The sequence below is a fragment of the Pseudomonas sp. B21-012 genome (genome assembly GCF_024749305.1).
Lineage (GTDB): Bacteria > Pseudomonadota > Gammaproteobacteria > Pseudomonadales > Pseudomonadaceae > Aquipseudomonas.
Genome location: NZ_CP087197.1, coordinates 271908 through 295440, shown reverse-complemented (window position 1 = coordinate 295440; position 23533 = coordinate 271908). Strand labels below are relative to the sequence as shown.

The 23533-nt window shown below is 62.2% G+C and carries 26 protein-coding genes; 16 read left to right on the top strand and 10 right to left on the bottom strand.

All coding sequences use genetic code 11. The features are described 5' to 3' along the window. Positions 1-4 precede the first annotated feature (4 nt). The 9 genes from LOY37_RS01320 to LOY37_RS01280 all read left to right on the top strand — a co-directional run bounded on the left by LOY37_RS01320 (position 5) and on the right by LOY37_RS01280 (position 7139). Positions 5-595, top strand: a complete 591-nt coding sequence (locus LOY37_RS01320; RefSeq protein WP_045193962.1) for a YggT family protein — start codon at positions 5-7, stop codon at positions 593-595. A 125-nt stretch (positions 596-720) separates the two neighbouring features. Further along, a complete protein-coding gene (locus LOY37_RS01315) occupies positions 721-1860 on the top strand; it encodes a homoserine O-acetyltransferase (RefSeq protein ID WP_045193963.1) in 1140 nt (379 codons plus the stop codon). 7 nt (positions 1861-1867) lie between these two features. After that, positions 1868-2488 (top strand): methionine biosynthesis protein MetW, encoded by a 621-nt coding sequence (gene metW, locus LOY37_RS01310; protein WP_038997652.1) that lies wholly within the window; start codon positions 1868-1870, stop codon positions 2486-2488. A gap of 24 nt (positions 2489-2512) precedes the next feature. Then, positions 2513-2947: a DUF4426 domain-containing protein gene (locus tag LOY37_RS01305; protein WP_195885461.1), complete on the top strand. Its 435-nt coding sequence runs from the start codon at positions 2513-2515 to the stop codon at positions 2945-2947. Next, positions 2944-3540 carry an RdgB/HAM1 family non-canonical purine NTP pyrophosphatase gene (gene rdgB / locus LOY37_RS01300; protein ID WP_045193965.1) on the top strand — a complete coding sequence of 199 codons (597 nt, stop codon included), beginning with the start codon at positions 2944-2946 and terminating at the stop codon, positions 3538-3540. The genes LOY37_RS01305 and rdgB overlap by 4 nt, the downstream gene beginning before the upstream one ends. Continuing rightward, positions 3537-4751 (top strand): radical SAM family heme chaperone HemW, encoded by a 1215-nt coding sequence (hemW, locus tag LOY37_RS01295; RefSeq protein WP_258716169.1) that lies wholly within the window; start codon positions 3537-3539, stop codon positions 4749-4751. The genes rdgB and hemW overlap by 4 nt, the downstream gene beginning before the upstream one ends. A gap of 9 nt (positions 4752-4760) precedes the next feature. Further along, positions 4761-5084 (top strand): DUF3392 domain-containing protein, encoded by a 324-nt coding sequence (locus LOY37_RS01290; protein ID WP_010222202.1) that lies wholly within the window; start codon positions 4761-4763, stop codon positions 5082-5084. A gap of 178 nt (positions 5085-5262) precedes the next feature. Then, the gene (locus LOY37_RS01285; protein WP_258716168.1) at positions 5263-6213 is read left to right on the top strand and encodes a hypothetical protein; all 951 of its coding nucleotides are present in this window, start codon (positions 5263-5265) and stop codon (positions 6211-6213) included. A 35-nt stretch (positions 6214-6248) separates the two neighbouring features. Beyond that, on the top strand, positions 6249-7139 hold the full coding sequence (locus LOY37_RS01280) for a hypothetical protein (RefSeq protein WP_258716167.1): 891 nt from the start codon (positions 6249-6251) through the stop codon (positions 7137-7139). Positions 7140-7184: 45 nt separating this feature from the next. On the opposite strand, the gene trmB is transcribed toward LOY37_RS01280, so the two are convergent. The 4 genes from trmB to LOY37_RS01260 all read right to left on the bottom strand — a co-directional run bounded on the left by trmB (position 7185) and on the right by LOY37_RS01260 (position 9433). Beyond that, on the bottom strand, positions 7185-7907 hold the full coding sequence (trmB, locus tag LOY37_RS01275) for a tRNA (guanosine(46)-N7)-methyltransferase TrmB (RefSeq protein ID WP_195885458.1): 723 nt from the start codon (positions 7905-7907) through the stop codon (positions 7185-7187). A gap of 9 nt (positions 7908-7916) precedes the next feature. Continuing rightward, positions 7917-8711, bottom strand: a complete 795-nt coding sequence (locus LOY37_RS01270) for a thiazole synthase (protein ID WP_093377214.1) — start codon at positions 8709-8711, stop codon at positions 7917-7919. Between the two features lie 48 nt (positions 8712-8759). Beyond that, on the bottom strand, positions 8760-8960 hold the full coding sequence (gene thiS / locus LOY37_RS01265) for a sulfur carrier protein ThiS (protein WP_045193991.1): 201 nt from the start codon (positions 8958-8960) through the stop codon (positions 8760-8762). Between the two features lie 101 nt (positions 8961-9061). Continuing rightward, positions 9062-9433 carry a DUF423 domain-containing protein gene (locus LOY37_RS01260; RefSeq protein WP_045193969.1) on the bottom strand — a complete coding sequence of 124 codons (372 nt, stop codon included), beginning with the start codon at positions 9431-9433 and terminating at the stop codon, positions 9062-9064. Between the two features lie 34 nt (positions 9434-9467). Here LOY37_RS01260 and mtgA point away from each other — a divergent pair, with 34 nt between their 5' ends. Continuing rightward, positions 9468-10226, top strand: a complete 759-nt coding sequence (mtgA, locus tag LOY37_RS01255; RefSeq protein ID WP_176794197.1) for a monofunctional biosynthetic peptidoglycan transglycosylase — start codon at positions 9468-9470, stop codon at positions 10224-10226. Positions 10227-10289: 63 nt separating this feature from the next. Here the strand turns inward: mtgA and LOY37_RS01250 are convergent, their stop codons facing one another. From LOY37_RS01250 to ftsY, 5 genes are all read right to left on the bottom strand, one after another. Further along, positions 10290-10799: a DUF1993 family protein gene (locus LOY37_RS01250; protein WP_045193971.1), complete on the bottom strand. Its 510-nt coding sequence runs from the start codon at positions 10797-10799 to the stop codon at positions 10290-10292. 80 nt (positions 10800-10879) lie between these two features. After that, entirely contained in the window at positions 10880-11734 is an 855-nt protein-coding gene (gene rpoH / locus LOY37_RS01245) for an RNA polymerase sigma factor RpoH (protein WP_010222193.1), read from the bottom strand. Positions 11735-11846: 112 nt separating this feature from the next. Continuing rightward, complete coding sequence (ftsX, locus tag LOY37_RS01240) at positions 11847-12878, bottom strand: permease-like cell division protein FtsX (RefSeq protein WP_093377228.1); 1032 nt, start codon at positions 12876-12878, stop codon at positions 11847-11849. Next, positions 12875-13546: a cell division ATP-binding protein FtsE gene (gene ftsE / locus LOY37_RS01235; RefSeq protein WP_010222191.1), complete on the bottom strand. Its 672-nt coding sequence runs from the start codon at positions 13544-13546 to the stop codon at positions 12875-12877. The genes ftsX and ftsE overlap by 4 nt, the downstream gene beginning before the upstream one ends. Beyond that, positions 13543-15057 carry a signal recognition particle-docking protein FtsY gene (gene ftsY, locus LOY37_RS01230; RefSeq protein ID WP_258716166.1) on the bottom strand — a complete coding sequence of 505 codons (1515 nt, stop codon included), beginning with the start codon at positions 15055-15057 and terminating at the stop codon, positions 13543-13545. The genes ftsE and ftsY overlap by 4 nt, the downstream gene beginning before the upstream one ends. 230 nt (positions 15058-15287) lie before the next feature. On the opposite strand from ftsY, the gene LOY37_RS01225 reads away from it, so the two are divergent. From LOY37_RS01225 to LOY37_RS01200, 6 genes are all read left to right on the top strand, one after another. After that, positions 15288-16643: a pitrilysin family protein gene (locus LOY37_RS01225; protein ID WP_045193974.1), complete on the top strand. Its 1356-nt coding sequence runs from the start codon at positions 15288-15290 to the stop codon at positions 16641-16643. Then, positions 16636-18135: a pitrilysin family protein gene (locus LOY37_RS01220; protein WP_258716165.1), complete on the top strand. Its 1500-nt coding sequence runs from the start codon at positions 16636-16638 to the stop codon at positions 18133-18135. Before LOY37_RS01225 ends, LOY37_RS01220 begins: the two co-directional genes overlap by 8 nt. Then, a complete protein-coding gene (gene rsmD, locus LOY37_RS01215) occupies positions 18135-18728 on the top strand; it encodes a 16S rRNA (guanine(966)-N(2))-methyltransferase RsmD (protein ID WP_045193976.1) in 594 nt (197 codons plus the stop codon). The genes LOY37_RS01220 and rsmD overlap by 1 nt, the downstream gene beginning before the upstream one ends. A 112-nt stretch (positions 18729-18840) precedes the next feature. Further along, positions 18841-20190: a pitrilysin family protein gene (locus LOY37_RS01210; protein ID WP_258716164.1), complete on the top strand. Its 1350-nt coding sequence runs from the start codon at positions 18841-18843 to the stop codon at positions 20188-20190. A 121-nt stretch (positions 20191-20311) separates the two neighbouring features. Then, positions 20312-21586 carry a pitrilysin family protein gene (locus LOY37_RS01205; protein ID WP_258716163.1) on the top strand — a complete coding sequence of 425 codons (1275 nt, stop codon included), beginning with the start codon at positions 20312-20314 and terminating at the stop codon, positions 21584-21586. A gap of 66 nt (positions 21587-21652) precedes the next feature. After that, entirely contained in the window at positions 21653-22654 is a 1002-nt protein-coding gene (locus tag LOY37_RS01200; RefSeq protein WP_258716162.1) for a hydrolase, read from the top strand. Positions 22655-22665: 11 nt separating this feature from the next. On the opposite strand, the gene LOY37_RS01195 is transcribed toward LOY37_RS01200, so the two are convergent. Beyond that, positions 22666-23520, bottom strand: coding sequence for a sulfurtransferase (locus LOY37_RS01195; RefSeq protein WP_258716161.1), 855 nt, complete (start codon positions 23518-23520; stop codon positions 22666-22668). Positions 23521-23533 lie beyond the last annotated feature (13 nt).

Below are 23533 nucleotides of genomic sequence, written 5' to 3'. Positions count from 1 at the left end.
GAAGATGATCGGATTGAACACCGCTGCAATCTATGTGCTGCAGACCCTCGGCAGCCTGTACCTGCTGATCGTGGTGCTGCGCTTTGTCCTGCAACTGGTGCGCGCGGACTTCTACAACCCGCTCAGCCAGTTCGCCGTACGCGCCACCCAACCGCTGCTCAAGCCGATGCGCCGGGTGATTCCGAGCCTGTTCGGCCTGGACATGTCGTCGCTGCTGCTGGCGATCATCATCCAGCTGCTGGTGATGGGCCTGACCCTGCTGCTGGCCTACGGCACCACCGGCAACCCGCTGCAATTGCTGGTCTGGTCGATCATTGGCGTGACCGCGCTGTTTCTGAAGATTTTCTTCTTCGCCCTGATCATCAGCGTGATCCTTTCGTGGGTCGCGCCGGGCAGCCACAACCCGGGCGCCGAGCTGATCAACCAGATCTGCGACCCGTTCCTGGCACCGTTTCGCCGCATCCTGCCGAACCTCGGCGGCCTGGACATCTCGCCGATCCTGGCGTTCATGGCGCTGAAGCTGATCGACATGCTGGTGATCAACAACCTGGCGGCGATGAGCGGGATGCCGGAGATTCTGCGACTGCTGGTCTGATCTCTCGCGGGGCAAGCCCGCTCCCACAGCACTTCTGTAGGAGCGGGCTTGACCCGCGATGCTCTCCTTGCCGCACTTCGCAGTGGTCTTTAGACTTACGCCTCATTCAAGCGTGAGCAGGGTCGATGTCCACTGTCTTTCCCGAAGATTCGGTCGGTCTGGTAACACCGCAACTGGCACAGTTCAGCGAGCCGCTGGCGCTGGCCTGCGGTCGCTCGCTGGCCGCCTATGAACTGATCTACGAAACCTACGGCACGCTCAACAGCAGCGCCAGCAACGCCGTGCTGATCTGTCATGCGTTGTCCGGCCATCACCATGCCGCCGGCTACCACAGCCCCGACGATCGCAAGCCGGGCTGGTGGGACAGTTGCATCGGCCCCGGCAAGCCGATCGATACCAATCGTTTCTTCGTGGTCAGCCTCAACAACCTTGGCGGTTGCAACGGCAGCACCGGCCCCAGCAGCATCAACCCGCTCACCGGCAAGCCCTACGGCGCCGATTTCCCGGTACTGACCGTGGAAGACTGGGTGCACAGCCAGGCGCGCCTGGCCGATCGCCTGGGTATCCAGCAATGGGCCGCCGTCGTCGGTGGCAGCCTGGGCGGCATGCAGGCGCTGCAGTGGACCATCACCTACCCCGATCGCGTGCGTCATTGCCTGGACATCGCCTCGGCACCCAAGCTCTCGGCACAGAACATCGCCTTCAACGAGGTGGCACGCCAGGCCATCCTCACCGACCCGGAATTCCACGGCGGCTCGTTCCAGGATCAGGGCGTGATCCCCAAGCGCGGCCTGATGCTGGCACGCATGGTCGGGCACATCACCTACCTGTCCGATGACTCCATGGGCGAGAAATTCGGCCGCGAGCTGAAAAGCGACAAGCTCAACTACGACTTCCACAGCGTCGAGTTCCAGGTCGAAAGCTACCTGCGCTATCAGGGCGAGGAGTTCTCCGGGCGTTTCGACGCCAACACCTACCTGCTGATGACCAAGGCACTGGATTACTTCGACCCGGCCGCCAGCCACGGCGGCGACCTGGCGGCAACCCTGGCGCATGTCACCGCGGATTACTGCGTGATGTCGTTCACCACCGACTGGCGCTTCTCGCCAGCACGCTCGCGGGAGATCGTCGATGCGCTGATCGCCGCGCGCAAGAACGTCTGCTACCTGGATATCGATTCGCCCTATGGCCACGATGCCTTCCTGATCCCGACCCCGCGCTACATCACGGGATTCACGAACTACATGAACCGCATCGTCTGCTGAGGAGCCTATGAGAGCCGACCTGGAAATCATCCAAGACTGGATCCCCGCCGGCAGCCGGGTACTCGACCTCGGTTGCGGTACCGGTGAACTGCTGGCGTCGCTGCGCGACCACAAGCAGGTTGCCGGCTATGGCCTGGAAATCGACCCCGACAACATCGCCCAGTGCGTGGCCAAGGGCGTCAACGTCATCGAGCAGGACCTCGACAAGGGCCTGGGCAACTTTGCCAGCAACAGTTTCGACGTGGTGGTCATGACCCAGGCCCTGCAGGCCGTGGAATACCCCGACCGCATTCTCGACGAAATGCTGCGCGTCGGCCGCCAGTGCATCATCACCTTCCCCAACTTCGGCCACTGGCGCTGCCGCTGGTACCTGGCGACCAAAGGTCGCATGCCGGTTTCCGACTTCATGCCGTATACCTGGTACAACACGCCGAACATCCACTTCTGTACCTTCGAAGACTTCGAGGCCTTGTGCAGCGAACGCCGCGCCCAGGTCCTCGACCGCCTGGCGGTCGACCATTTGCACCGCCACGGGTGGGCGAGCAAGCTATGGCCTAATCTTCTAGGTGAGATCGGCATTTACCGTGTCAGCAGCCCCGGCCTTACCGAACACAAGGTCGCGGTTTAACCCGCACACCGGAGGAGAACGATCATGGGCCGCTTGTTGAGTTTTTTACTGACTGCCTGCCTGAGTGTGACGGCGGTCGCCGCCGATGCCATCAAGGGCGAGCGCCAGGAAGTGTTCGGTGACACCACGGTGCACTACAGCACTTTCATTTCGACCTTCCTGCAACCAGATATTGCCAAGGCTGCGCAACTGGTGCGCAGCAAGAACCAGGGCGTGATCAACGTCTCGGTGATCAAGGCTGGCAAGCCACTGGTCACCCAGGTCAGCGGCACCGTCAAGGACCTGACCAGCAACTCGGTGCCGTTGAAGTTCAAGCAGATCACCGAACAGGGCGCCATCTACTACATCGCCCAGTTCCCTGTTGAACAACAGGAAACCCGGACCTTCACCATCGACGTTGGCATTGGTGGCAAGACCGAAACCATCAGCTTCAACCAAGAGCTTTTTCCAGGCGAATGATGACTTTTCAGCAAATCGTATTGGCCAGCCATAACGCCGGCAAACTCAAGGAACTGCAGGCCATGCTCGGTGACACCGTGCAACTGCGTTCCATTGGCGAATTCAGCAGCGTCGAGCCGGAAGAAACCGGCCTGTCGTTCGTCGAAAACGCCATCCTCAAGGCGCGCAATGCCGCGCGCATTTCCGGCATGCCGGCGCTGGCCGATGATTCGGGCCTGGCGGTGGACTTTCTCGGCGGCGCGCCGGGCATCTACTCCGCTCGTTATGCCGATGGCAAAGGCGATGCGGCCAACAACGCCAAGTTGCTCGACGTGCTCAAGGACGTCCCGCAGGAGCAGCGCGGCGCCCAGTTCGTCTGCGTGCTGGCCCTGGTCCGGCATGCCGACGACCCGCTGCCGATCCTCTGCGAAGGCCTGTGGCACGGGCGCATCCTGACCCAGGCCAGCGGCGAGCACGGCTTTGGCTATGACCCACTGTTCTGGGTGCCGGAGCGCGATTGCTCGAGCGCCGAGCTGAGCCCTGCCGACAAGAACCAGATCAGCCACCGTGCCCGCGCCATGAGCCTGTTGCGTCAACGTCTGGGCCTGGCATGACCGAGCGTTCGCCGGCACAGCCACTGCACCTGGGCGAGGCTGGCTTTACTTCCCAAGTACCGCGGGCGGCCCTGCCACAGCTGCCGCCCCTGGCGCTGTACATCCATATCCCCTGGTGCGTGCGTAAATGCCCGTACTGCGACTTCAACTCCCACGCCGCCACCCCCGAGCTGCCGGAAGAAGCCTACGTCGACGCCCTGCTCGCCGACCTCGACCAGGAGCTGGGCAACGTCCATGGCCGCCCGATCAGCTCGATCTTCTTTGGCGGCGGCACCCCGAGCCTGTTCAGCGCCCGCGCGCTGGGGCGCTTGCTGGTCGGTGTGGAGCAACGCATACCGTTTGCCAGCGACATCGAAATAACCCTGGAGGCCAACCCCGGGACCTTCGAGCAAGAGAAGTTCAAGGCCTACCGGCAACTGGGCATCAATCGCCTGTCGATCGGCATCCAGAGCTTCCAGCAGGCCAAGCTCGAAGCCCTGGGTCGCATCCACAACGGTGACGAAGCGATTCGCGCCGCCGACATGGCGCGCAATGCCGGCTTCGACAACTTCAACCTCGACCTGATGCATGGCCTGCCCGACCAGTCGCTGGACGACGCCCTGGGCGACCTGCGCCAGGCGATTGCGCTGAACCCCACGCACCTGTCCTGGTACCAGTTGACCCTGGAACCGAACACGGTGTTCTGGAACCAGCCGCCACTGCTGCCCGAAGACGACATCCTCTGGGACATCCAGGAAGCCGGCCAGGCCCTGCTGGCCAGCCACGGCTACGCCCAGTACGAAGTCTCGGCCTACGCCCAGCCGGGTCGTGCCGCGCGGCACAACCTCAACTACTGGAGCTTTGGCGACTTCATCGGCATCGGTGCCGGCGCCCACGGCAAACTCAGCCACCCCGACGGGCGCATCCTGCGCACCTGGAAGACGCGGCTGCCCAAGGACTACCTGAACACGGCCAAGCCCTTCAAGGCGGGCGAAAAGCTGCTGCCAGTGGACGAGCTGCCCTTCGAGTTCCTGATGAATGCCCTGCGCCTGACCCAGGGCGTAGACATCGAGCTGTTCAGCCAGCGTACCGGCCTGCCCCTGGAGCAACTGGCAGCGGCGCGGCGGGAAGCCGAACAAAAAGGGCTTTTGCAGGTCGAACCGACGCGACTGGTCGCTACCGCGCGTGGCCAGTTGTTCCTCAACGACCTGCTGCAGTATTTCTTGACCTAAGGATTGCGAATGGACCTGGTACTCGACCTGCTCTCGACCGTTTCCCGCTGGAGTCGCAGCAACCTGTCGGAGATTTCCCTGGCCTTGGTGGGCTGTTTGCTGGTGCTGTTTGGCACCGATATCAAAGGCTGGGTCGAACAACGCCTGGGCGGCCTTGCAGGCGCCTTGCGCGTACCGTTCATGGCCCTGCTGGTGATGATCGGCAGCGGTGCCGCGCTGATCTATGCCACCCCGTGGGTGGTGAAGGGGCTGGCGCAGTTCAACAACTATGCGTTGGCGCCGGTGTTGCTGATTGTGCTGGTGCTTATCGGCGTGGTTGCTGATCGGCGCTGACCACCCGTCGGCACCTGATATTTTTGTCAGTATCGCCACGCTCTCAAGCAGTGCTTAGATGATCTCGAGTTTCGTAGCGGCCACTGTGCCGCTGCGAACGTCCCCCTGCGCCATGCCATTAAGCCGTTGCGTCGCGCTGGATCTCGACTTTCAGGCAAGCCTCTTGAGGGACCAGGGTATGTCACAACTACCTTATCTGGACTTTTCTCCGTTCGCAGACGAAGACTGGCAGGGCTGGGAAAAAGGCCCTAATGGCGCGCAACTCAAAATGCTCAATGAATCAGGTAATTACTACCTGCGTTTTGAGAACCCGCAAGGCCATATCACCGGTCGAATTCTGAGCAAAACGGTTTCCGGTTTCATTCCCGGCAACCTATACCGCTTCAGCGTCGACTTTCGCAGAAACATGGAGCAGGACTATTGGCGACCGGTCGTTGAATTGGCCGTTGCGGGGATTGGCCGCGCGCCCGACCAAGCCATCGTCGAACCGCATTGGGTCACCTTCTCGTTTGACTTCGTGGCCACCGACAGCACCCACAGGCTGGATATAGCCACATTCGACCGCGCACCTGACGCGAATGCCTGCTCCCCCGAGACAGCAACGTCCAGTGCGCCGCCGGACGCGGTCTCTGCTGACTACAGCCTCGATCAAATTCGCGTTTTCGAACCCGGCCCTGTGACGGAGAATTTCGACAGCTATCCAGACACACACGTCGGGCCCGGGGAAAGCTTTTCAACGGAACACATGAGCATCAGCCTCGCCTCCGACCAGCCCGGCAGCATTGCCCTGCACCAGGCCAGGGAAGAGGATCCCGGTTATGCACAGCGCCAGATACTTTGTCTGGGTCACAACACCGGCAATATCTACCCTCCACAAACCACCCGGTTCGACCTTCCCAGGGTCTGCCAAGCACTGACGTTCGATTGGGCAGATATCCGCCAGCCCGCCCAGGCCAATGCCTATGATGCCGATGGCAACCTGCTCGCCTCTAAGGACTTTAACCCAGGCAGCAATACCTTGAATGCCAAGGTTCAGCTGAATGCCCCGCGTGATTCGCTTATCAGCCGATTCGAGCTCACCACGCGCAACCGTACATCGGTCGATCATTTTGACTTTGCTGCGGATTGATCAATAGCCAGGCAGGTCGCTCTGAGGAGATAACCATGGACATCAAGGCACTGGAATCTACACCTTTTAATACCGACAACTGGAACAACTGGGAAAAAACCGCGGCAGGTATCGACTTGGAGATACTTGAAGACGTCTTCCCCGATGCTCGCCACATAGTGGGCCCTCGGGAGGGGGTCCTACAGCAATTGCCTGGTACATTGCTACGCAAGAAAGTCAGCGGTTTCATCATCGGTGCGACATATAAAATGGCAGCCCTGGTGCGAAATCACCAACAATCAAATGGGCCGACATCGATTCAGTTAGGGGTAGAGGGTCTTCCCTCAGGTACTTCAGCGGCTGTGGGCAACGGAAGTTTCGCTCAGGTAAATCATTACTTTATCGCCAGGCAATCGCTTCATACATTGACCATTGGGAGTCCAGGCGGGAATAAAAATAACGCTTTCTATCTGGACAGTACCAGTACAGTGCAAGTCCCCAGCATTACTGAAACCTTCAACACGTTACCCAATAGTCCAACCATTACCGCCGGAGGCACGATCAGGACTCCGCATATGGATATTCATTTACCCGCCGGGCAACCTGGAATGGCGCAGATTCATAGCGACGAGTCTTTGGGGGATATGCGCAGCGGTCAGTGCATTTGCCTCTACCATCACCAAAGCGCCCCTGTGCCCACACTACAGCGTGCGCGCATTACCTTAAAAGAAGTTTGTGCCAGCCTGAAGTTCTCGCTGACCCGAGCAACCGCAAACACCAAGGTCTGGGTTTATGACAATAATGACCAGTTACTTACTGAAAGAAATGTACCGTTAGCCGATCAGTGGCTAACGTTTGACAGCCTGCCTGGGCGCTTTATCAAACGTTTTGAAGTGCAGGTCACAAGTACCACCATGATCGACAATGTCATGATGATCAATCGGTGAACCGGGTGGGAGGCCCAGGAACGGCCTCCCAGCTCGGTGAGTTGCTTATGCCAGTTTTTCGAACTTCAGATCCCAGACCCCATGCCCAAGCCGCTCGCCACGGCGTTCGAACTTGGTGATCGGGCGTTCGGCCGGGCGCTCTACGCACTTGCCGTCTTCGGCCAGGTTGCGATAACCCGGGGCGACGTTCATCACTTCCAGCATGTATTCGGCATAGGGCTCCCAGTCGGTGGCCATATGGAATACACCGCCCACCTTGAGCTTGCTGCGCACCAGCTGCGCGAATTCCGGCTGAACGATGCGGCGCTTGTGATGACGGCTCTTGTGCCAAGGGTCGGGGAAGAACAGCATCAGCCGGTCGAGGCTGTTGTCAGCCACGCACTTGTTCAGCACTTCGATAGCATCGCAGTCATACACCCGCAGGTTCTTCAGGCCCTGGGTCAGCACGCCATTGAGCAGCGCCCCGACACCCGGACGGTGCACTTCGACACCGATGAAGTCCTGCTCCGGCGCGGCAGCAGCCATTTCCAGCAGGGAGTGGCCCATGCCGAAGCCGATCTCCAGGGTACGCGGCGCCGAGCGGCCGAAGACCTGGTCGTAGTCCACCGGGCTCTCGGCCAGGGGCAGGATGAACAGCGGCCCACCCTGGTCCAGGCCGCGCTGCTGGCCTTCGGTCATGCGCCCGGCGCGCATCACGAAACTCTTGATGCGGCGGTGTTGGCGCTCTTCGCCTTCGGTGGTGATCGGCGTTTCTTGCGATTCAGTCATCAGGGGCTCTTACTTGATCAGACCATCCAGCGGCGACGACGCGCTGGCATAGAGTTTTTTCGGCATACGCCCGGCAAGGTAAGCCAGGCGGCCAGCGACAATGGCGTGTTTCATGGCTTCGGCCATCATGACCGGCTGCTGTGCGTGCGCGATCGCCGAGTTCATCAGCACCGCCTCACAGCCCATTTCCATGGCGATGGTGGCGTCGGACGCGGTACCGACACCGGCATCGACCAGCACCGGGACTTTCGATTCTTCGAGGATGATCTGCAGGTTGTACGGGTTGCAGATCCCCAGGCCCGTACCGATCAGCCCGGCCAGTGGCATTACCGCGATGCAACCGGCTTCGGCCAGCTGGCGGGCAATGATCGGGTCGTCACTGGTGTAGACCATCACGTCGAAACCGTCCTTGACCAGCACTTCGGCGGCCTTGAGGGTCTCGATCACGTTGGGGAACAGGGTCTTCTGGTCGGCCAGTACTTCGAGCTTGACCAGGTTGTGGCCATCGAGCAGCTCACGGGCCAGGCGGCAGGTGCGCACGGCTTCGACCGCGTCATAGCAGCCAGCGGTGTTCGGCAGGATGGTGTAGCGATCGGGCGGCAGCACGTCGAGCAGGTTCGGTTCGCCCGGGTTCTGGCCGATGTTGGTGCGGCGCACGGCAACCGTGACGATCTCGGCGCCGGAGGCCTCGATGGCCAGGCGGGTTTCTTCCAGGTCACGGTACTTGCCGGTGCCAACCAGCAGGCGCGACTGGAAGGTACGACCGGCCAGGGTGAAGGGCTTGTCGCTACGAACGTTGCTCATCGGTAATCCTCTTGAAGGTTGAGGGACTTGCAGGTGAAGCGCGAAGGCCTAGCCGCCGCCAATGGCGTGCACCACTTCAACCTGGTCGCCGTCGTTCAGCGTGGTGACGTCGTGCTGGCTGCGCGGCACGATGTCCAGGTTGAGTTCGACCGCCACCCGGCGACCCGCCAGGTCAAGCCGGTTGAGCAGGGCCGCGACGCTTTCGCCATCGGGCAATTCGAAAGGTTCACCGTTCAGTTGAATGCGCATGCGCACGGCCGCCATTATTTTTAGGGGCCCGCATTCTAGCCCTGATCAGGGCGCAAACCCAAGGCCGGGCCGCGCCATTCGTCTCGATCCGGACTCGCGGGTCAGCTCAGGCGCCAGGCTGCAAGGCCCAGGCACAGCCATCCGCCGAGAAACGCCAGGCCGCCAAAGGGAGTGATGATACCGAGCTTGCCGATGCCGCTCAGGGTCAGCACATACAGGCTACCGGAAAACAGCAGGATCCCCAGGGTGAACAGACCACCGGCCCACCCGACCAGACGCCCGGGCAGGTGCACCGACAGCACTGCTACCGCGAGCAGGGCCAGGGCGTGTACCAGCTGGTAGGTGACGCCGGTATGAAAGATCGCCAGGTATTCGCTGCTCAGCCGGCCCTTGAGGCCATGGGCAGCAAAGGCGCCCAGGGCCACGCCGGTAAAGCCGAAAAACGCCGAAAGCAGCAGAAAACTACGCAGCATTGGGAAGACTCCTAGTCAGCACAGGGTCTGTATAATGGCCCGCTCCATCGCTTCGGCCAAGCCATCGCCTATGCTGTCTTCAATTTTCCGTCGCCTCACCCGTGCCCTGCTGTGGTTTGCCGCAGGCAGCGCCCTGCTGGTGCTGGTGTTTCGCTGGGTGCCGCCGCCCGGCACCGCCCTGATGGTCGAGCGCAAGGTCGAGTCCTGGGTCGATGGCCAGCCGATCGACTTGCAACGGGACTGGGAGCCGTGGGAGCGAATCTCCGATGAGCTGAAAGTGGCTGTGATTGCTGGCGAAGACCAGAAGTTCGCCAACCACTGGGGCTTTGACTTCAACGCCATCCAGGCGGCGCTGGCCCATAACGAGCGCGGCGGCAGCATCCGCGGCGCCAGCACCTTGAGCCAGCAAGTGGCCAAGAACCAGTTCCTCTGGGCCGGCCGTAGCTGGTTGCGCAAGGGGCTCGAAGCCTGGTTCACCGCACTGATCGAGCTGCTATGGTCGAAAGAGCGGATTCTTGAGGTCTATCTCAACAGCGCCGAGTGGGGCGAAGGCGTGTTTGGTGCACAGGCGGCCGCCCGGCACCACTTCGGCGTCGATGCCAGCCAGCTTTCGCGCCAGCAGGCCAGCCTGCTGGCTGCGGTGCTGCCCAGCCCGCTGAACTGGAGCGCCAGCCGGCCCAGCACTTATGTGGCGCGACGCGCAGGCTGGATTCGCCAGCAGATGCGCCAGCTCGGCGGTAACAGCTACCTGGCCCAGCTGGACAGCCCACGTCGGGCACCTTGGAAGCAATAAAAAACCCGGCAAAGCGCACGCTTTGCCGGGTTTTAACTGCATGCCCATTACTGGGTAAACGTTTTAGAACGCGCCCATGTAGTCACGCTTGCCCACTTCTACACCGTTGTGACGCAGGATTGCGTAGGTGGTGGTGACGTGGAAGAAGAATTGCGGCAGGCCGTAGGTCAGCAAATAGGCCTGGCCACTGAAGCGCTTCTCTTTCGGCGTGCCCGGACGGGTCACGATTTCAATGCCTTCCTTGCCGTCGATCTGCGCCGGCGCAATGCCGTCCAGGAAAGCCAGGACCTTGCTGATCAGCGCTTGCAGCTCGGCAAAGGTGGTTTCGCTGTCATCGTATTTCGGCAACTCGACCTCAGCCAGGCGCGCCGAAACGCCCTTGGCGAAATCAACAGCGATCTGCACCTGGCGAACCAGCGGAAACATATCCGGATACAGGCGAGCCTGGAGGAAGACGCTCGGATCAATGTTTTTCGCCGTGGCGTGAGCTTCGGCCTTGTTCAGTACATCACTCAGGGCGTTGAGCATCTGCTTGAAGACAGGAACAGAAGCGGCATACAAGGAAATGGTCATAACAGCCTCGACAGGGGTGGCGGAGAATCATGAAAAAGCCCCGACACGTCGGGGCTTTTTGGTTATTGCCGTTTTGCGAATCAGACCGCGATCAAGGCTTTGACCTTGTTCATCGCGTTCTTTTCCAGCTGGCGTATCCGCTCGGCGGATACGCTGTATTTCTCGGCCAGGTCATGCAGGGTGGCCTTTTCCTCGGCCAGCCAGCGCTGATAGAGAATATCGCGGCTGCGGTCATCCAGGCCTTGCAGGGCTTCGTGCAGGTTGCTGGTGGAGTTGTCACTCCAGTCGGCATCCTCCAGTTGACGCGCAGGGTCGTAACGGTGGTCTTCCAGGTAGTTGGCCGGCGACTGGAATGCACTGTCGTCGTCGGCTTCACTGGCCGGGTCGAAGGCCATGTCCTGACCGGTCAGGCGGCTCTCCATTTCACGCACTTCACGCGGTTCGACACCCAGGCTTTCGGCGACACGATGAACTTCATCGTTGTTCAGCCAGGCCAGGCGTTTTTTCTGGCTGCGCAGGTTGAAGAACAGCTTGCGCTGGGCCTTGGTGGTCGCCACTTTGACGATCCGCCAGTTGCGCAGGATGAACTCGTGAATCTCGGCCTTGATCCAGTGCACCGCAAAGGACACCAGGCGCACACCCATTTCCGGGTTGAAGCGCTTGACCGCTTTCATCAGGCCAACGTTGCCTTCCTGAATCAGGTCGGCCTGGGCCAGCCCGTAGCCCGAATAGCTGCGAGCGATGTGTACAACAAAACGCAGGTGGGCGAGCACCATCTGCCGAGCCGCCCCAAGATCCTGCTCATAGTAGAGACTCTCGGCCAGTTCACGCTCCTGCTCGGGCGTCAGCAATGGAATGCTGTTGACCGTGTGCACATAGGCTTCCAGGTTTGCGCCGGGAACCAGGGCATAGGCAGGTTGCAACGAAGTGGTCATACGAAAAAACCTCCGACTCACTAAACTCGTGCCAAAGGCACTGCCAACATTGACCGGGAACCGCGAAACAAGTTCCCTAAAAATGAAAAGAGTCAATACCAGCAAAAAGACACTATCGCGGTGCAAGCTCGCTCAAGTGGCGGGCGACCGCAATCCAAGCACCGATATACCCTAACAACACCGCCCCAAGCAAGAGGGACAGACCATCGGCTGACGGAACCCCGGCCAAGGCAAAATCACTGCCGTACAGCCCGGAGAGCCCGATAACCGCGTCGTTCAGCCAGTTCAGGCCAAACGCCAGCACGCCCCAGGCCAATACCCCGGCACCCAGGCCATACAAGGCACCCATGTACAGGAAAGGCCGGCGCACATAGCTGTCGGTGCCGCCGACCAGCTTGATCACCTCGATCTCGGTGCGGCGGTTCTCGATGTGCAGGCGAATTGTGTTACCAATTACCAAAAGCAGCGCCGAGACCAGCAAGACGGTCAGGCCGAAGACAAAGCGGTCGCCCAGTTTAAGGATCGCCGCCAGACGCTCGACCCACACCAGGTCCAGCTGCGCGGCTTCGACCTTGGGCAGCTCGGCCAGGCGCTGACGCAGGGCTTCCAGCGCCGGCTTGTCGACCTCTGCGGGAGTCACCACCACGACCCCAGGCAACGGGTTCTCCGGCAGTTCGCGCAGGGCTTCGCCCAGGCCGGACTGCTGCTGGAACTCGTTGAGGGCTTGTTCGCGGCTGACGTATTCGGCCTCGGCAACCCCTGGCAAACCTTTGATCTGCTCGCGCAAGGCTTCGCCGTCGTGGCTGCTGGCATCGAGCTTCAAGTACAGCGAGATCTGCGCCGCGCGCTGCCACGAGCCACCCAGGCGCTCGACGTTGCTCAGCAGCAACGACAAGCCCATGGGCAGGCTCAGGGCCACGGCCATCACCAGGCAGGTAAAGAAGCTGCCGATCGGCTGCTTACCCAGGCGCCGCAGGCTGTCGAGCAGGCTTGAGCGGTGGCTTTCCAGCCAGGCGTGCAGCAGGGTACGGAAATCCGGGCCGTCATCGTCGTGGCCGCCGCCGGTTTTTTTCTTTTCCGGCGCAGGGTCAGCGGCTTTTGGCGCTACCCGCTCGGAAACCTTGGGACTGCGTGTTGCACTCATTGCCCGGCCTCCCCATCGCCGATCAAGCGGCCGCGCTGCAGGGTCAGCATGCGATGGCGCATGCGCGCGATCAGCGCCAGGTCGTGACTGGCGATCAGCACGCTGGTGCCCAGGCGGTTGATATCTTCGAAAACACCCATGATCTCCGCGGCCAGGCGCGGGTCGAGGTTACCGGTGGGTTCGTCCGCCAGCAGCAAGGCCGGGCGGTGAACGATGGCGCGGGCAATGCCGACGCGCTGCTGCTGGCCGGTAGACAGGTCACCCGGGTACAGCTCGGCCTTGTCCGACAAGGCCACGCGTTCGAGCGCCGAGTCGACCCGCTTGGCCACTTCGGCCTTGGACAGGCCGAGGATCTGCAGCGGCAGGGCGACGTTGTTGAATACGGTACGGTCGAACAGCAACTGGTGGTTCTGGAACACCACGCCGATCTGCCGGCGCAGGAACGGGATTTGCGCGTTGCTGATCTGCCCCAGGTCCTGCCCGGCCAGCAGCAACTTGCCGCTGGTAGGGCGTTCCATGGCCAGCAGCAGGCGCAGCAGAGTGCTTTTGCCGGCGCCGGAATGGCCGGTCACGAACAGGAATTCGCCCCGACGCACCCGAAAACTCAACTCATGCAGGCCAACGTGACCATTGGGGTAGCGCTTGGCGACCTGTTCGAATCGAATCATGGATGCTCCCGCTCGGCAAACAGTGCTTTCACGAAGGGTTCGGCTTCGAAGGTGCGCAGATCGTCAATCCCTTCGCCCACGCCAATATAGCGGATCGGCAGGCCGAACTGCTTGGCCAGGGCAAAGATCACCCCACCCTTGGCGGTACCGTCGAGCTTGGTCAGGGCCAGGCCGGTCAGTTCAACGCTCTGGTTGAAGTGCTTGGCCTGGTTGATGGCGTTCTGGCCGGTACCGGCGTCGAGCACCAGCAGCACCTCGTGCGGCGCGTCGGCATCGAGCTTGCCGATGACCCGGCGAACCTTCTTCAGCTCTTCCATCAGGTTGTCTTTGGTGTGCAGGCGGCCGGCGGTGTCGGCGATCAGCACATCTATGTTACGGGCCTTGGCGGCTTGCACGGCATCGAAGATAACCGAGGCCGAATCGGCACCGGTGTGCTGGGCGATGACCGGGATCTGGTTACGCTCGCCCCAGACCTGCAGTTGCTCGACCGCTGCGGCGCGGAAGGTGTCACCCGCGGCGAGCATGACCTTCTTGCCTTCAAGCTGCAGCTTCTTCGCCAGCTTGCCGATGGTGGTGGTCTTGCCGGCGCCATTGACGCCGACCACGAGGATCACGAACGGCTTGCTCTGGGCTTGAATGTACAGCGGTTGCTCGACCGGCTTGAGCAAGTCGGCCAGCTCGTCTTGCAGCGACTTGTACAGCGCGTCGCTGTCGGCCAGTTGCTTGCGCGCGACCTTCTGGGTCAGGCTCTGGACGATCACCGAGGTGGCTTCGACGCCGACGTCGGCGGTCAGCAGGCGGGTTTCGATTTCATCAAGCAGGTCGTCATCGATGGCCTTCTTGCCGAGGAACAGGCTGGCCATGCCTTCGCCAATGCTGGCGCTGGTCTTCGACAGGCCCTGCTTGAGGCGGGCGAAGAAGCCGCCCTTGCTCTCTTCGCTGCGCACAGGTGCGGCAGGCTCGGCCGGGGCTGGCTCGGCAACCGGAACTGGCGCTGCAACAGCAGCGGCTACAGGCTCGGGTTCGGGTTCGGGCACTACCACTGGTTCCGGCGCTACAACCGGTTCAGGTGCAACCACCACCGGCTCAGGCGCGATGAACACTGGCTCAACCACTGGCGCGGGAGCAGGCTCCTGACGCGGCGGAATCGGCGGCGGTGTGTGTGGCTCAAGGTCGGCGACCAGGGCAACCGGCTCTTCTGGCACGGGCAGCACCAGGCCGGCGGGCGCTGCGGGCTGGACCTCGACCGGCGCCGCAACGGGCGCAACGGCAGCGGGCTCTGGAACAGCAACCGGTGCAGGCGCAGCAACAGGTGCTGCAGCCACCTCGACCGGGGCAACGGCAGCCGGCGTTTCGACCGGCAACGCAGCCGGTTGCTCCGCTTCAGCCGGAATGGGGTTTTGCGGCTGTTCGGCTACGGGTTGCTGCGGTTTTTTGCGCAACCAGCCGAACAGGCCTTTCTTTTCACCAGCCGCGGCCGGCGTCTTTTTGTCGTCGTTGGAACCAAACATGGAAGACGGCTATCTCAGGGTAGCGATGCGCCACTGCGGCGCTTCTTAAATTCTTTTAACGCAGAACAGTCTACTTTTAATCCGGCTCGTTCTTGCGCAGCATTTTGTCATCAAGCCTTCGGGCTGGTTCCATGACAGGCATGGTCCTCAGGCAACCGGATCAGTATCCTAGCACCTCCAAGCCCGCCGACGCTAAGACCACGCGGGCAGTCCTACAGGTTAAACAACGTATGAATGCTCTAGCCCGCCGCGCCGCTGGCCTGTTGCTCAGCACAGTTTGTCTGCCGTTCGCGGCCTTCGCCGCCGATACGCAACCCACCCACGAATTCATTCTCGACAACGGCCTTAAAGTGGTCGTGCGCGAGGACCACCGGGCGCCGGTGGTGGTCTCGCAGATCTGGTACAAGGTCGGTTCGACCTACGAATCACCGGGCCAGACCGGCCTTTCCCATGCCCTGGAACACATGATGTTCAAAGGCAGCGAGAAGCTCGGCCCTGGCGAAGCCTCGCGCATCCTGCGTGACCTGGGCGCCGAAGAGAACGCCTTCACCAGCGACGATTACACCGCCTATTACCAGGTGCTGGCCCGCGACCGCCTGCCGGTGGCCCTGGAGCTTGAAGCCGACCGCATGGCCAGCCTGCGCCTGCCGGCCGACGAATTCAGCCGCGAGATCGAGGTCATCAAGGAAGAGCGCCGCCTGCGCACCGACGACCAGCCCAACGCCAAGGCCTTCGAGCTGTTCAGCGCCATGGCTTTTCCGGCCAGCAGCTACCGCACCCCGACCATCGGCTGGATGGCAGACCTTGACCGCATGAAGGTCGAGGAACTGCGCCACTGGTACGAGTCCTGGTACGTGCCGAACAACGCCACCCTGGTGGTGGTTGGCGATGTCACCGTCGACGAGGTCAAGGGCCTGGCCCAGCGCTTCTTCGGCGCCATCCCGAAACGCGCGGTGCCACCGGCCAAGCTTCCACTCGAACTGGCCGAGCCAGGCCTGCGGGAAACCACCCTACATGTGCAAACCCAGCTGCCGAGCCTGATCTACGGTTTCAACACCCCGGGCCTGGCCACCGCCAAGGACCCGCGCAGCGTGCACGCCCTGCGGCTGATCTCGGCATTGCTCGACGGCGGCTACAGCGCGCGCCTGCCAAGCCGCCTGGAGCGCGGTCAGGAGCTGGTCACCGGGGCTTCGTCGAGCTACAACCCGTTCACCCGCGGCGACAGCCTGTTCGTGATCTCGGCCATGCCGAACCTGCAAAAGCACAAGACCCTGGCCGACGTCGAAGCCGGTATCTGGAAGCTGCTCGACGAGCTGAAAACCACCCCGCCGTCGGCTGAAGAGCTTGAGCGCGTACGTGCCCAGGTCATCGCCGGGCTGGTCTACGACCGTGACTCGATCAGCAGCCAGGCCACCGCCATCGGCCAACTGGAAACCGTCGGCCTGTCGTGGAAACTGATCGACAGCGAGCTGGACGAGCTCAAAAGCGTGACCCCGGCCGACATCCAGAACGCCGCCCGTACTTATTTCACCCGTGAACGCCTGAGCGTTGCCCATGTACTGCCCGAGGAGAACGCTCATGAGTGAACGCAGCGCACCCCGCTACACCCTGATCGGCCTGGGCCTGTTGTTGCTGATTGGCCTGCTGGCGTTCTTCCTGGCCAAACCTGCGCAATCGGATAACGCCGCGCAGCCGGCTGCGGTCACCGAAGCCAAGGCGGCCAACACCCTGCAATCGCTGGCCGAGCTGAATGGCAAGGCGCCAAGCCGCCGGCAGCTGAACATCCAGACCTGGAACACCGCCGAAGGCGCCCGCGTGCTGTTCGTCGAAGCCCGCGAGCTGCCGATGTTCGACCTGCGCCTGACTTTCGCCGCCGGCAGTAGCCAGGACGGCGATGCCCCGGGGCTGGCGACCCTGACCAACGCCATGCTCAACGAAGGCGTGGCCGGCAAGGACGTTACCGCCATCGCCGAAGGCTTCGAGGGCCTGGGCGCCGACTTTGGCAACGGCGCCTACCGCGACATGGCCGTGGCCTCGCTGCGTAGCCTGAGCGCGGCCGACAAGCGCGAACCTGCGCTCAAGCTGTTCGCCGAAGTGGTCGGCAAGCCGACCTTCCCGCAGGACGCCCTGGCGCGCATCAAGAACCAGATGCAGGCCGGCTTCGAATACCAGAAGCAGAACCCCGGCAAGCTGGCCAGCATCGAGCTGTTCGAGCGCCTGTACGGCACCCACCCCTATGCCCACCCGAGTGACGGCACCGCCAAGAGCATTGCGCCGATCACCCTGGAGCAACTGCGTGCCTTCCACGCCAAGGCCTATGCCGCTGGCAATACGGTGATCGCCCTGGTCGGCGACCTGAGCCGCAGCGAAGCCGAAGCCATTGCCGCACAGGTGTCCTCGGCCCTGCCCAAAGGCCCGGCCCTGGCCAAAGTGGCCCAGCCAAGCGAACCCAAGGCCGGCGCAACCCACATCGATTTCCCGTCCAAGCAGACCCACCTGATGCTCGCGCAACTGGGCATTGATCGTAACGATCCGGACTACCCGGCGTTGTCGCTGGGCAACCAGATCCTCGGGGGTGGCACCTTCGGCACCCGCCTGATGAGCGAAGTGCGCGAGAAACGCGGCCTGACCTACGGCGTATACTCGGTGTTCAGCCCGATGCAGGTGCGTGGCCCGTTCATGATCAACCTGCAGACCCGTGCCGAGCTCAGCGAAGGCACCCTCAAGCTGGTCCAGGACATCCTCGCCGACTATCTCAAGAGCGGCCCGAGCCAGGCTGAGCTGGACGACGCCAAGCGGGAACTGGCCGGCAGCTTCCCGCTGTCCAATGCCAGCAACGCCAGCATCGTTGGCCAACTGGGTGCCATCGGCTTCTACAACCTGCCACTGACCTGGCTGGAAGACTACATGCAGCAGTCCCAGCAACTGACCACTGAACAGGTCAAGGCAGCGCTGAACAAACACCTGGCCGCTGACAAGATGGTTATCGTCACCGCCGGGCCAAGCGTGGCGCAAAAACCCTTGCCGCCGCCCACTGACAAACCCGCCGAGCAACCGCTTGGCGTACCGGAGCATTAATGGCCAGTCCATCCGCAAAACCGGCCAAGCCGCACCACGGCCAGGGCCAGCTGCGCATCATTGCCGGCGAATGGCGCAGCCGGCGCCTGGGCTTCCCTGACGCGCCGGGCCTGCGCCCAACCCCGGACCGGGTTCGCGAGACCCTGTTCAACTGGCTTGCCCCGCACATCGAAGGAGCCAAGGTGCTCGACGCCTACACCGGCAGCGGCGCCCTGTACCTCGAAGCGCTGTCCCGTGGCGCGGGCGATTCCGTGGCCCTGGACAGCAACCCGGCGGCCATCGCCAGCCTGCGGCAGAACCTCGAGACCCTGCGCTGCCCTCGCGGCCAGGTGATCCAGACCGACGCCCAGCGCTACCTGCAGGGTGAGCCGAAGCTGGCCTTCGACCTGGTGTTCCTCGATCCGCCGTTCAACCAGGGCTTGCTGCCGACCACCTGCGCCCTGCTTGAAGAGCGTCAGTGGCTGGCCGAAAACGCCTGGATCTACACCGAGAGCGAAACCCCGCCATCGACCTTGCAGTTGCCTGGCAACTGGCGCCTGCACCGCGAGAAAAAGGCCGGCCAGGTCTACTACGCACTCTGGCAGCGCGGCTGAGCAATCAGCACGACCCGGCCGCCGCCGGGTCGTGCCCGCTAAATATCTAACGCCTTTCACCTTTACGCTTGCTTGATCGTGCGCCTTGTTTTCAACCACAAGGACCACTGTCATGGATCGACGCACCTCCCTCAGGAGCAGCCTGCTCGGCCTGTTTCTGCTATCCGGCCAGGCCCTGGCCGAACCCTCCATTCGCCATGAGTTCACCCTCGACAACGGCCTGCACGTAGTCATCAGCGAAGACCGCCGGGCTCCCGTGGTCACCACACATATGATGGTCAAGGTGGGTTCGAGCCATGAGTACCCCGGGCAGTCCGGCTTATCCCACGCCCTCGAACACCTGCTCTACCGAGGCAGCGCCAAGACCGCCCCGGGTCAGCTCTCCCAGATCATCGAACGCCTGGGCGGCGAGGACAACGCCTACACCCTCCGTGACTTCACCGTGCATCATCAGACGCTCCCCAGTGATCGGCTGGCTGTAGCGCTGGAGCTCAATGCCGATCTGCTCAAAGGCGCAGTGCTGAGCGAACACGAGTTCGTTCGCGAGATCGAAGCGGTCAAGGCTGAGCGGCGAGAGAATGTCGATAACGATCCATTGCTAAGGCTCTTTGAGCAACTGCAGGCCATTGCCTACCCGCAAAGCAGCTATCACACCCCGGTGATCGGCTGGATGAGCGATCTGCAGCGCATGCACAACGAAGAACTGCGCGCCTGGTATCGCACCTGGTACGCGCCCAACAATGCCACGCTGATCATCGTTGGCGATGTACAGCGTGATGCGGTGAAACGCGAGGTTGAAAAGTATTTTGCCGGTTTCCCCCGCCAAGACCTGCCGTTCATTAAAAAGCCCCTTCAGACCGCTGCCCCCGGCCCCCGTCAGGTTACGGTCTACGAAGATGTCAGTACGCCAACCCTGGTCATGGCCTTCAACGTGCCGACCTATGCCAGCGCAGCGTCGGCAACCGACGTACATGCCTTGCGCCTGCTTTCGGCCCTGCTGGGCAAAGGCTTGAGCGCCCGCCTCAGCACCCGGCTGGAGCGCCAGCAAACTCTGCTGACACGCCCTGAAGTCAGCTACGACCCGGTGGCCAGGGGCGATAACCTGTTCGAGATCCAGGCTTCAATCAACACCGTTCAGCCCAGACCACTGGACGAACTGCAAGCGGCGATCTGGGCACAACTGCAGGCACTGAAAAAAAACCCTCCCGAACCTGGCGAACTTGCCCGCGCGCAAACACTGCTGCTGGCAGAAAACACCTTCGCCCGCGATACCCTCGCCTATCAGGCCGGCGACTTGGCTGCCCTGCTCGGCAGTGGCCTGCCAGCCGCTCAACTGGACAATGATGCCGACGACCTGGCGCGAATAACGCCTGAACAACTACAGCAGGCTGCCAACACCTACTTCACCCGCGAACGGCTTACGGTCGCCTACCTGCAGGCCAAGGAGGCCGATGATGAATAAGTTCAGGAGAAACCTTTTACCGATCGTCCTGTTGATAGCATCTGTCACTGCATACGCCCAGAGCGCTGCGGCTGAGCTGCAATCCCTGAAATCCACCGCCCCCCTGACAAGCATCCCTCAATTGCCGATCGAATCGTGGCACACGCCTCAGGGCAGCCAGGTGTTGTTTGTGCAGAACAAGCATTTGCCGATGTTTGACCTGCAGGTTGTATTCGCTGCCGGCAGCGCCCGCGATGATGGCGCAGCAGGCCTGGCACAACTCACCCTGGGCATGCTCGATGAGGGCGCAGGCCAGTACGATGCCCTGCAGATTGCCGAAGGTTTCGATGCGGTCGGCGCACAGTTTCACAAGCAGGCCGGGCGAGACAGCCTGGCCGTAACCCTGCGCAGCCTCAGCAACCAGGAGCACAGCAGCAAAGCCGTCGGCTTGCTGACAGATGTGCTCGGCAAACCGCAACTTGCCGATGACAAGCTGCAGGCGATCAAGGATCAGCTCACCAGCCAGCTCATACAACGCCAGGAGTTGCAGAACTACAGGGCCACCGACCTGCTTTACCAGCATGCTTACGCCAATCACCCCTATGCGACGAACAGCACCGGCACCAGCCAGGCAATTGAATCGCTGACCATTGCCGATATCCGCGCGTTCCACCAGCAAGCGTTCGCTGCGGGCAATGCACTGATCACCCTGGTCGGTGACCTTTCGCTTGAGCAGGCTCAAGCCATTGCGCTTCAAGTTTCGTCAGCACTGCCCGACGGGCCGGCACTCTCACCTTTACCCGTGCCCGCTGCTTTCGAGCCGGAGATCTATCACCTTGAGCATTCGGGCAGCCAGGCGCTGTTGTTGTTTGCCATACCCGGCATCAGCGTGCACCATGCCGATGCACCGGCGCTGACCCTGGCCAATCTGATTCTAGGCGGCCCCGGTGCGACTTCGCGCCTGTTCGATGAACTGCGCAGCCAACGTGGTTTGACCTATGGCGCCAGATCAAAGCTGATCCAGCACCCTGCCAGCGGCCTCTGGACCTTTACCACTGCGGTCGAGGCCAGGTACCGCGATGCCAGCATGGCGTTGCTCGAGCAATTACTTGCAGACTACGCCGCACAGGGGCCGACCGCGCAGGAGGTTGAAGGCGCGAAGCACAAGCTGCGCGGCAGCTACCTGTTGGGTTCAGTGAGCAACCAGCAGATCAGCGATATCCTGACCCACACTGGGGTCAACCAGTTGCCGCTGGACAGCCGCCAGGCGTTTCTCGACAAGCTCCAGGCGCTGACCCTGGATCAGCTGAAAGTCGCGTTGAAAAAACACCTGAAGCTCGACAAGCTGGTGCAAATCAGTGTCGGCCCGACGGTCGAACAAGACGCCTTGCCGAACATCGAGCCTGCAACCGGCTGATCGGTGCGGGCAACTGCCAGGAACCGGACATACACTTGTCTGAAACAGATCTGCGAGTACGCCACGATGTTTGCCTCAACCCCCAGCCCCTTCAAACCCGCCCTGGGGCTGGGCAATCCGCACATGCAGACGCTCTGGGGGCCGCTATGGCGCAAGTCAGCGGCCCTGAGCCGCCAGCGCGAACGTCTGTGGCTGGCTGATGGCGATTTCCTCGACCTCGACTGGCACGGCCCCCATGAAGCGACAACCCCGGTGGTGCTGGTGCTGCACGGGCTCACCGGCTCGTCCAGCTCGCCGTACGTCATCGGCATGCAGCAGGCCCTGGCCGACCGTGGCTGGGCCAGCGTGGCGCTGAACTGGCGCGGCTGCTCGGGCGAACCCAACCTGCTGCCACGCAGCTACCATTCCGGTGCCAGCGAAGACCTGGCCGAAGCCATTGATCACCTGCGCGCCCAGCGCCCGCAGGCACCGCTATACGCCGTGGGTTATTCGCTGGGCGGCAATGTGCTGCTCAAGCACCTGGGCGAAGCCGGCTCGGCCAGCCAGTTGCAGGCGGCGGTGGCGGTGTCGGTGCCGTTTCGCCTGGACCAGTGCGCCGACCGCATTGGCCTGGGTTTTTCCCGGGTGTACCAGGCGCATTTCATGCGCGCCATGCTCGCTTATGTGAAGGATAAGCAGCGCCACTTCCAGCATCACGGCCACCACGAAGGGTTGGCCGCGCTGGAGCGCCTGGGGCCGCTGGAAAACCTGCGCACCTTCTGGGATTTCGACGGCCGGGTGACCGCGCCGCTCAATGGCTTTAGCGATGCCAAGGACTACTACCGACGTGCTTCCAGCCGGTATTTTCTGGGCGAGAACCGCACGCCGACGCTGATCATCCATTCCAGCGATGATCCGTTCGTGTTCGCCCATAGCTTGCCAGCAGCCAATGAACTGGCTGCGCAGACCACCTTTGAGCTGCATGCGCGGGGTGGGCATGTGGGGTTTGTCGATGGCAGCGTGCGCAACCCGGGGTATTACCTGGAGCGACGGATTCCGCAGTGGCTGGCGATAAACAGAACTGACTGAAAAAGGCTTACTCAGTCGCCGGTGGCCACCGCCCGTTTGGAGTCGGTAATCCACTCACTCCACGAGCCCGCATACAGCTTGCCCAGCGGATACCCCGCCAGCGCCAGGGCAAACAGGTTGTGGCAAGCCGTCACCCCCGACCCGCAGTAAGCGACCAGTTGCTCTGGCGAACGCTTGTCCAGCTTCTGGGCAAAGCGTTGCTTGAGCTGCTCGGCTGGCAGAAACCGCCCGTCGGCGCCGAGGTTGTCGGTAAAGGCTGCGCATTGTGCACCGGGAATATGCCCGGCCACCGGATCGATCGGCTCGACCTCTCCGCGAAAGCGCGGCAGGCCACGGGCATCGATCAACGTAAGCTCCGGCTTGCCCAGGCGCTCGCCCAACTGCGCAGCATCCAGCACCAGGCTGGCGTCCGGCTCACCACGGAAGTTGCCTTCGCGCTTGGCCGGCGGGTCGAGGCTCAGCGGCAGCCCGGCCGCGTGCCAGGCCTTGAGGCCGCCATCGAGGATGAATACACCACTGCGCTTGCCCAGCCACGCCAACAGCCACCAGGCCCGCGCGGCGAAGGCGCCTGGGCCGTCGTCGTACAGAACAATTTCGCTGTCGTTGTCGATGCCCCAGTCCCGCAGGCGCTCGACCAGACGCTCCGGGTCCGGCAACGGGTGGCGCCCGGTCACGCCCTTGATGATTGGCCCGCTGAGATCGCGCTCAAGGTCGGCAAAGTGCGCCCCGGCAATATGCCCCTCGGCATAGCTGCGCTGACCATAATCGATGTCTTCCAGGGCAAAACGGCAATCGAGAATCACCAGCGCCGGCGCCTCCAGGCGTTCGGCCAATTGCTGGGCGGTGATCAGTTGCGCGAGGGGCATGACAGTCTCCTGA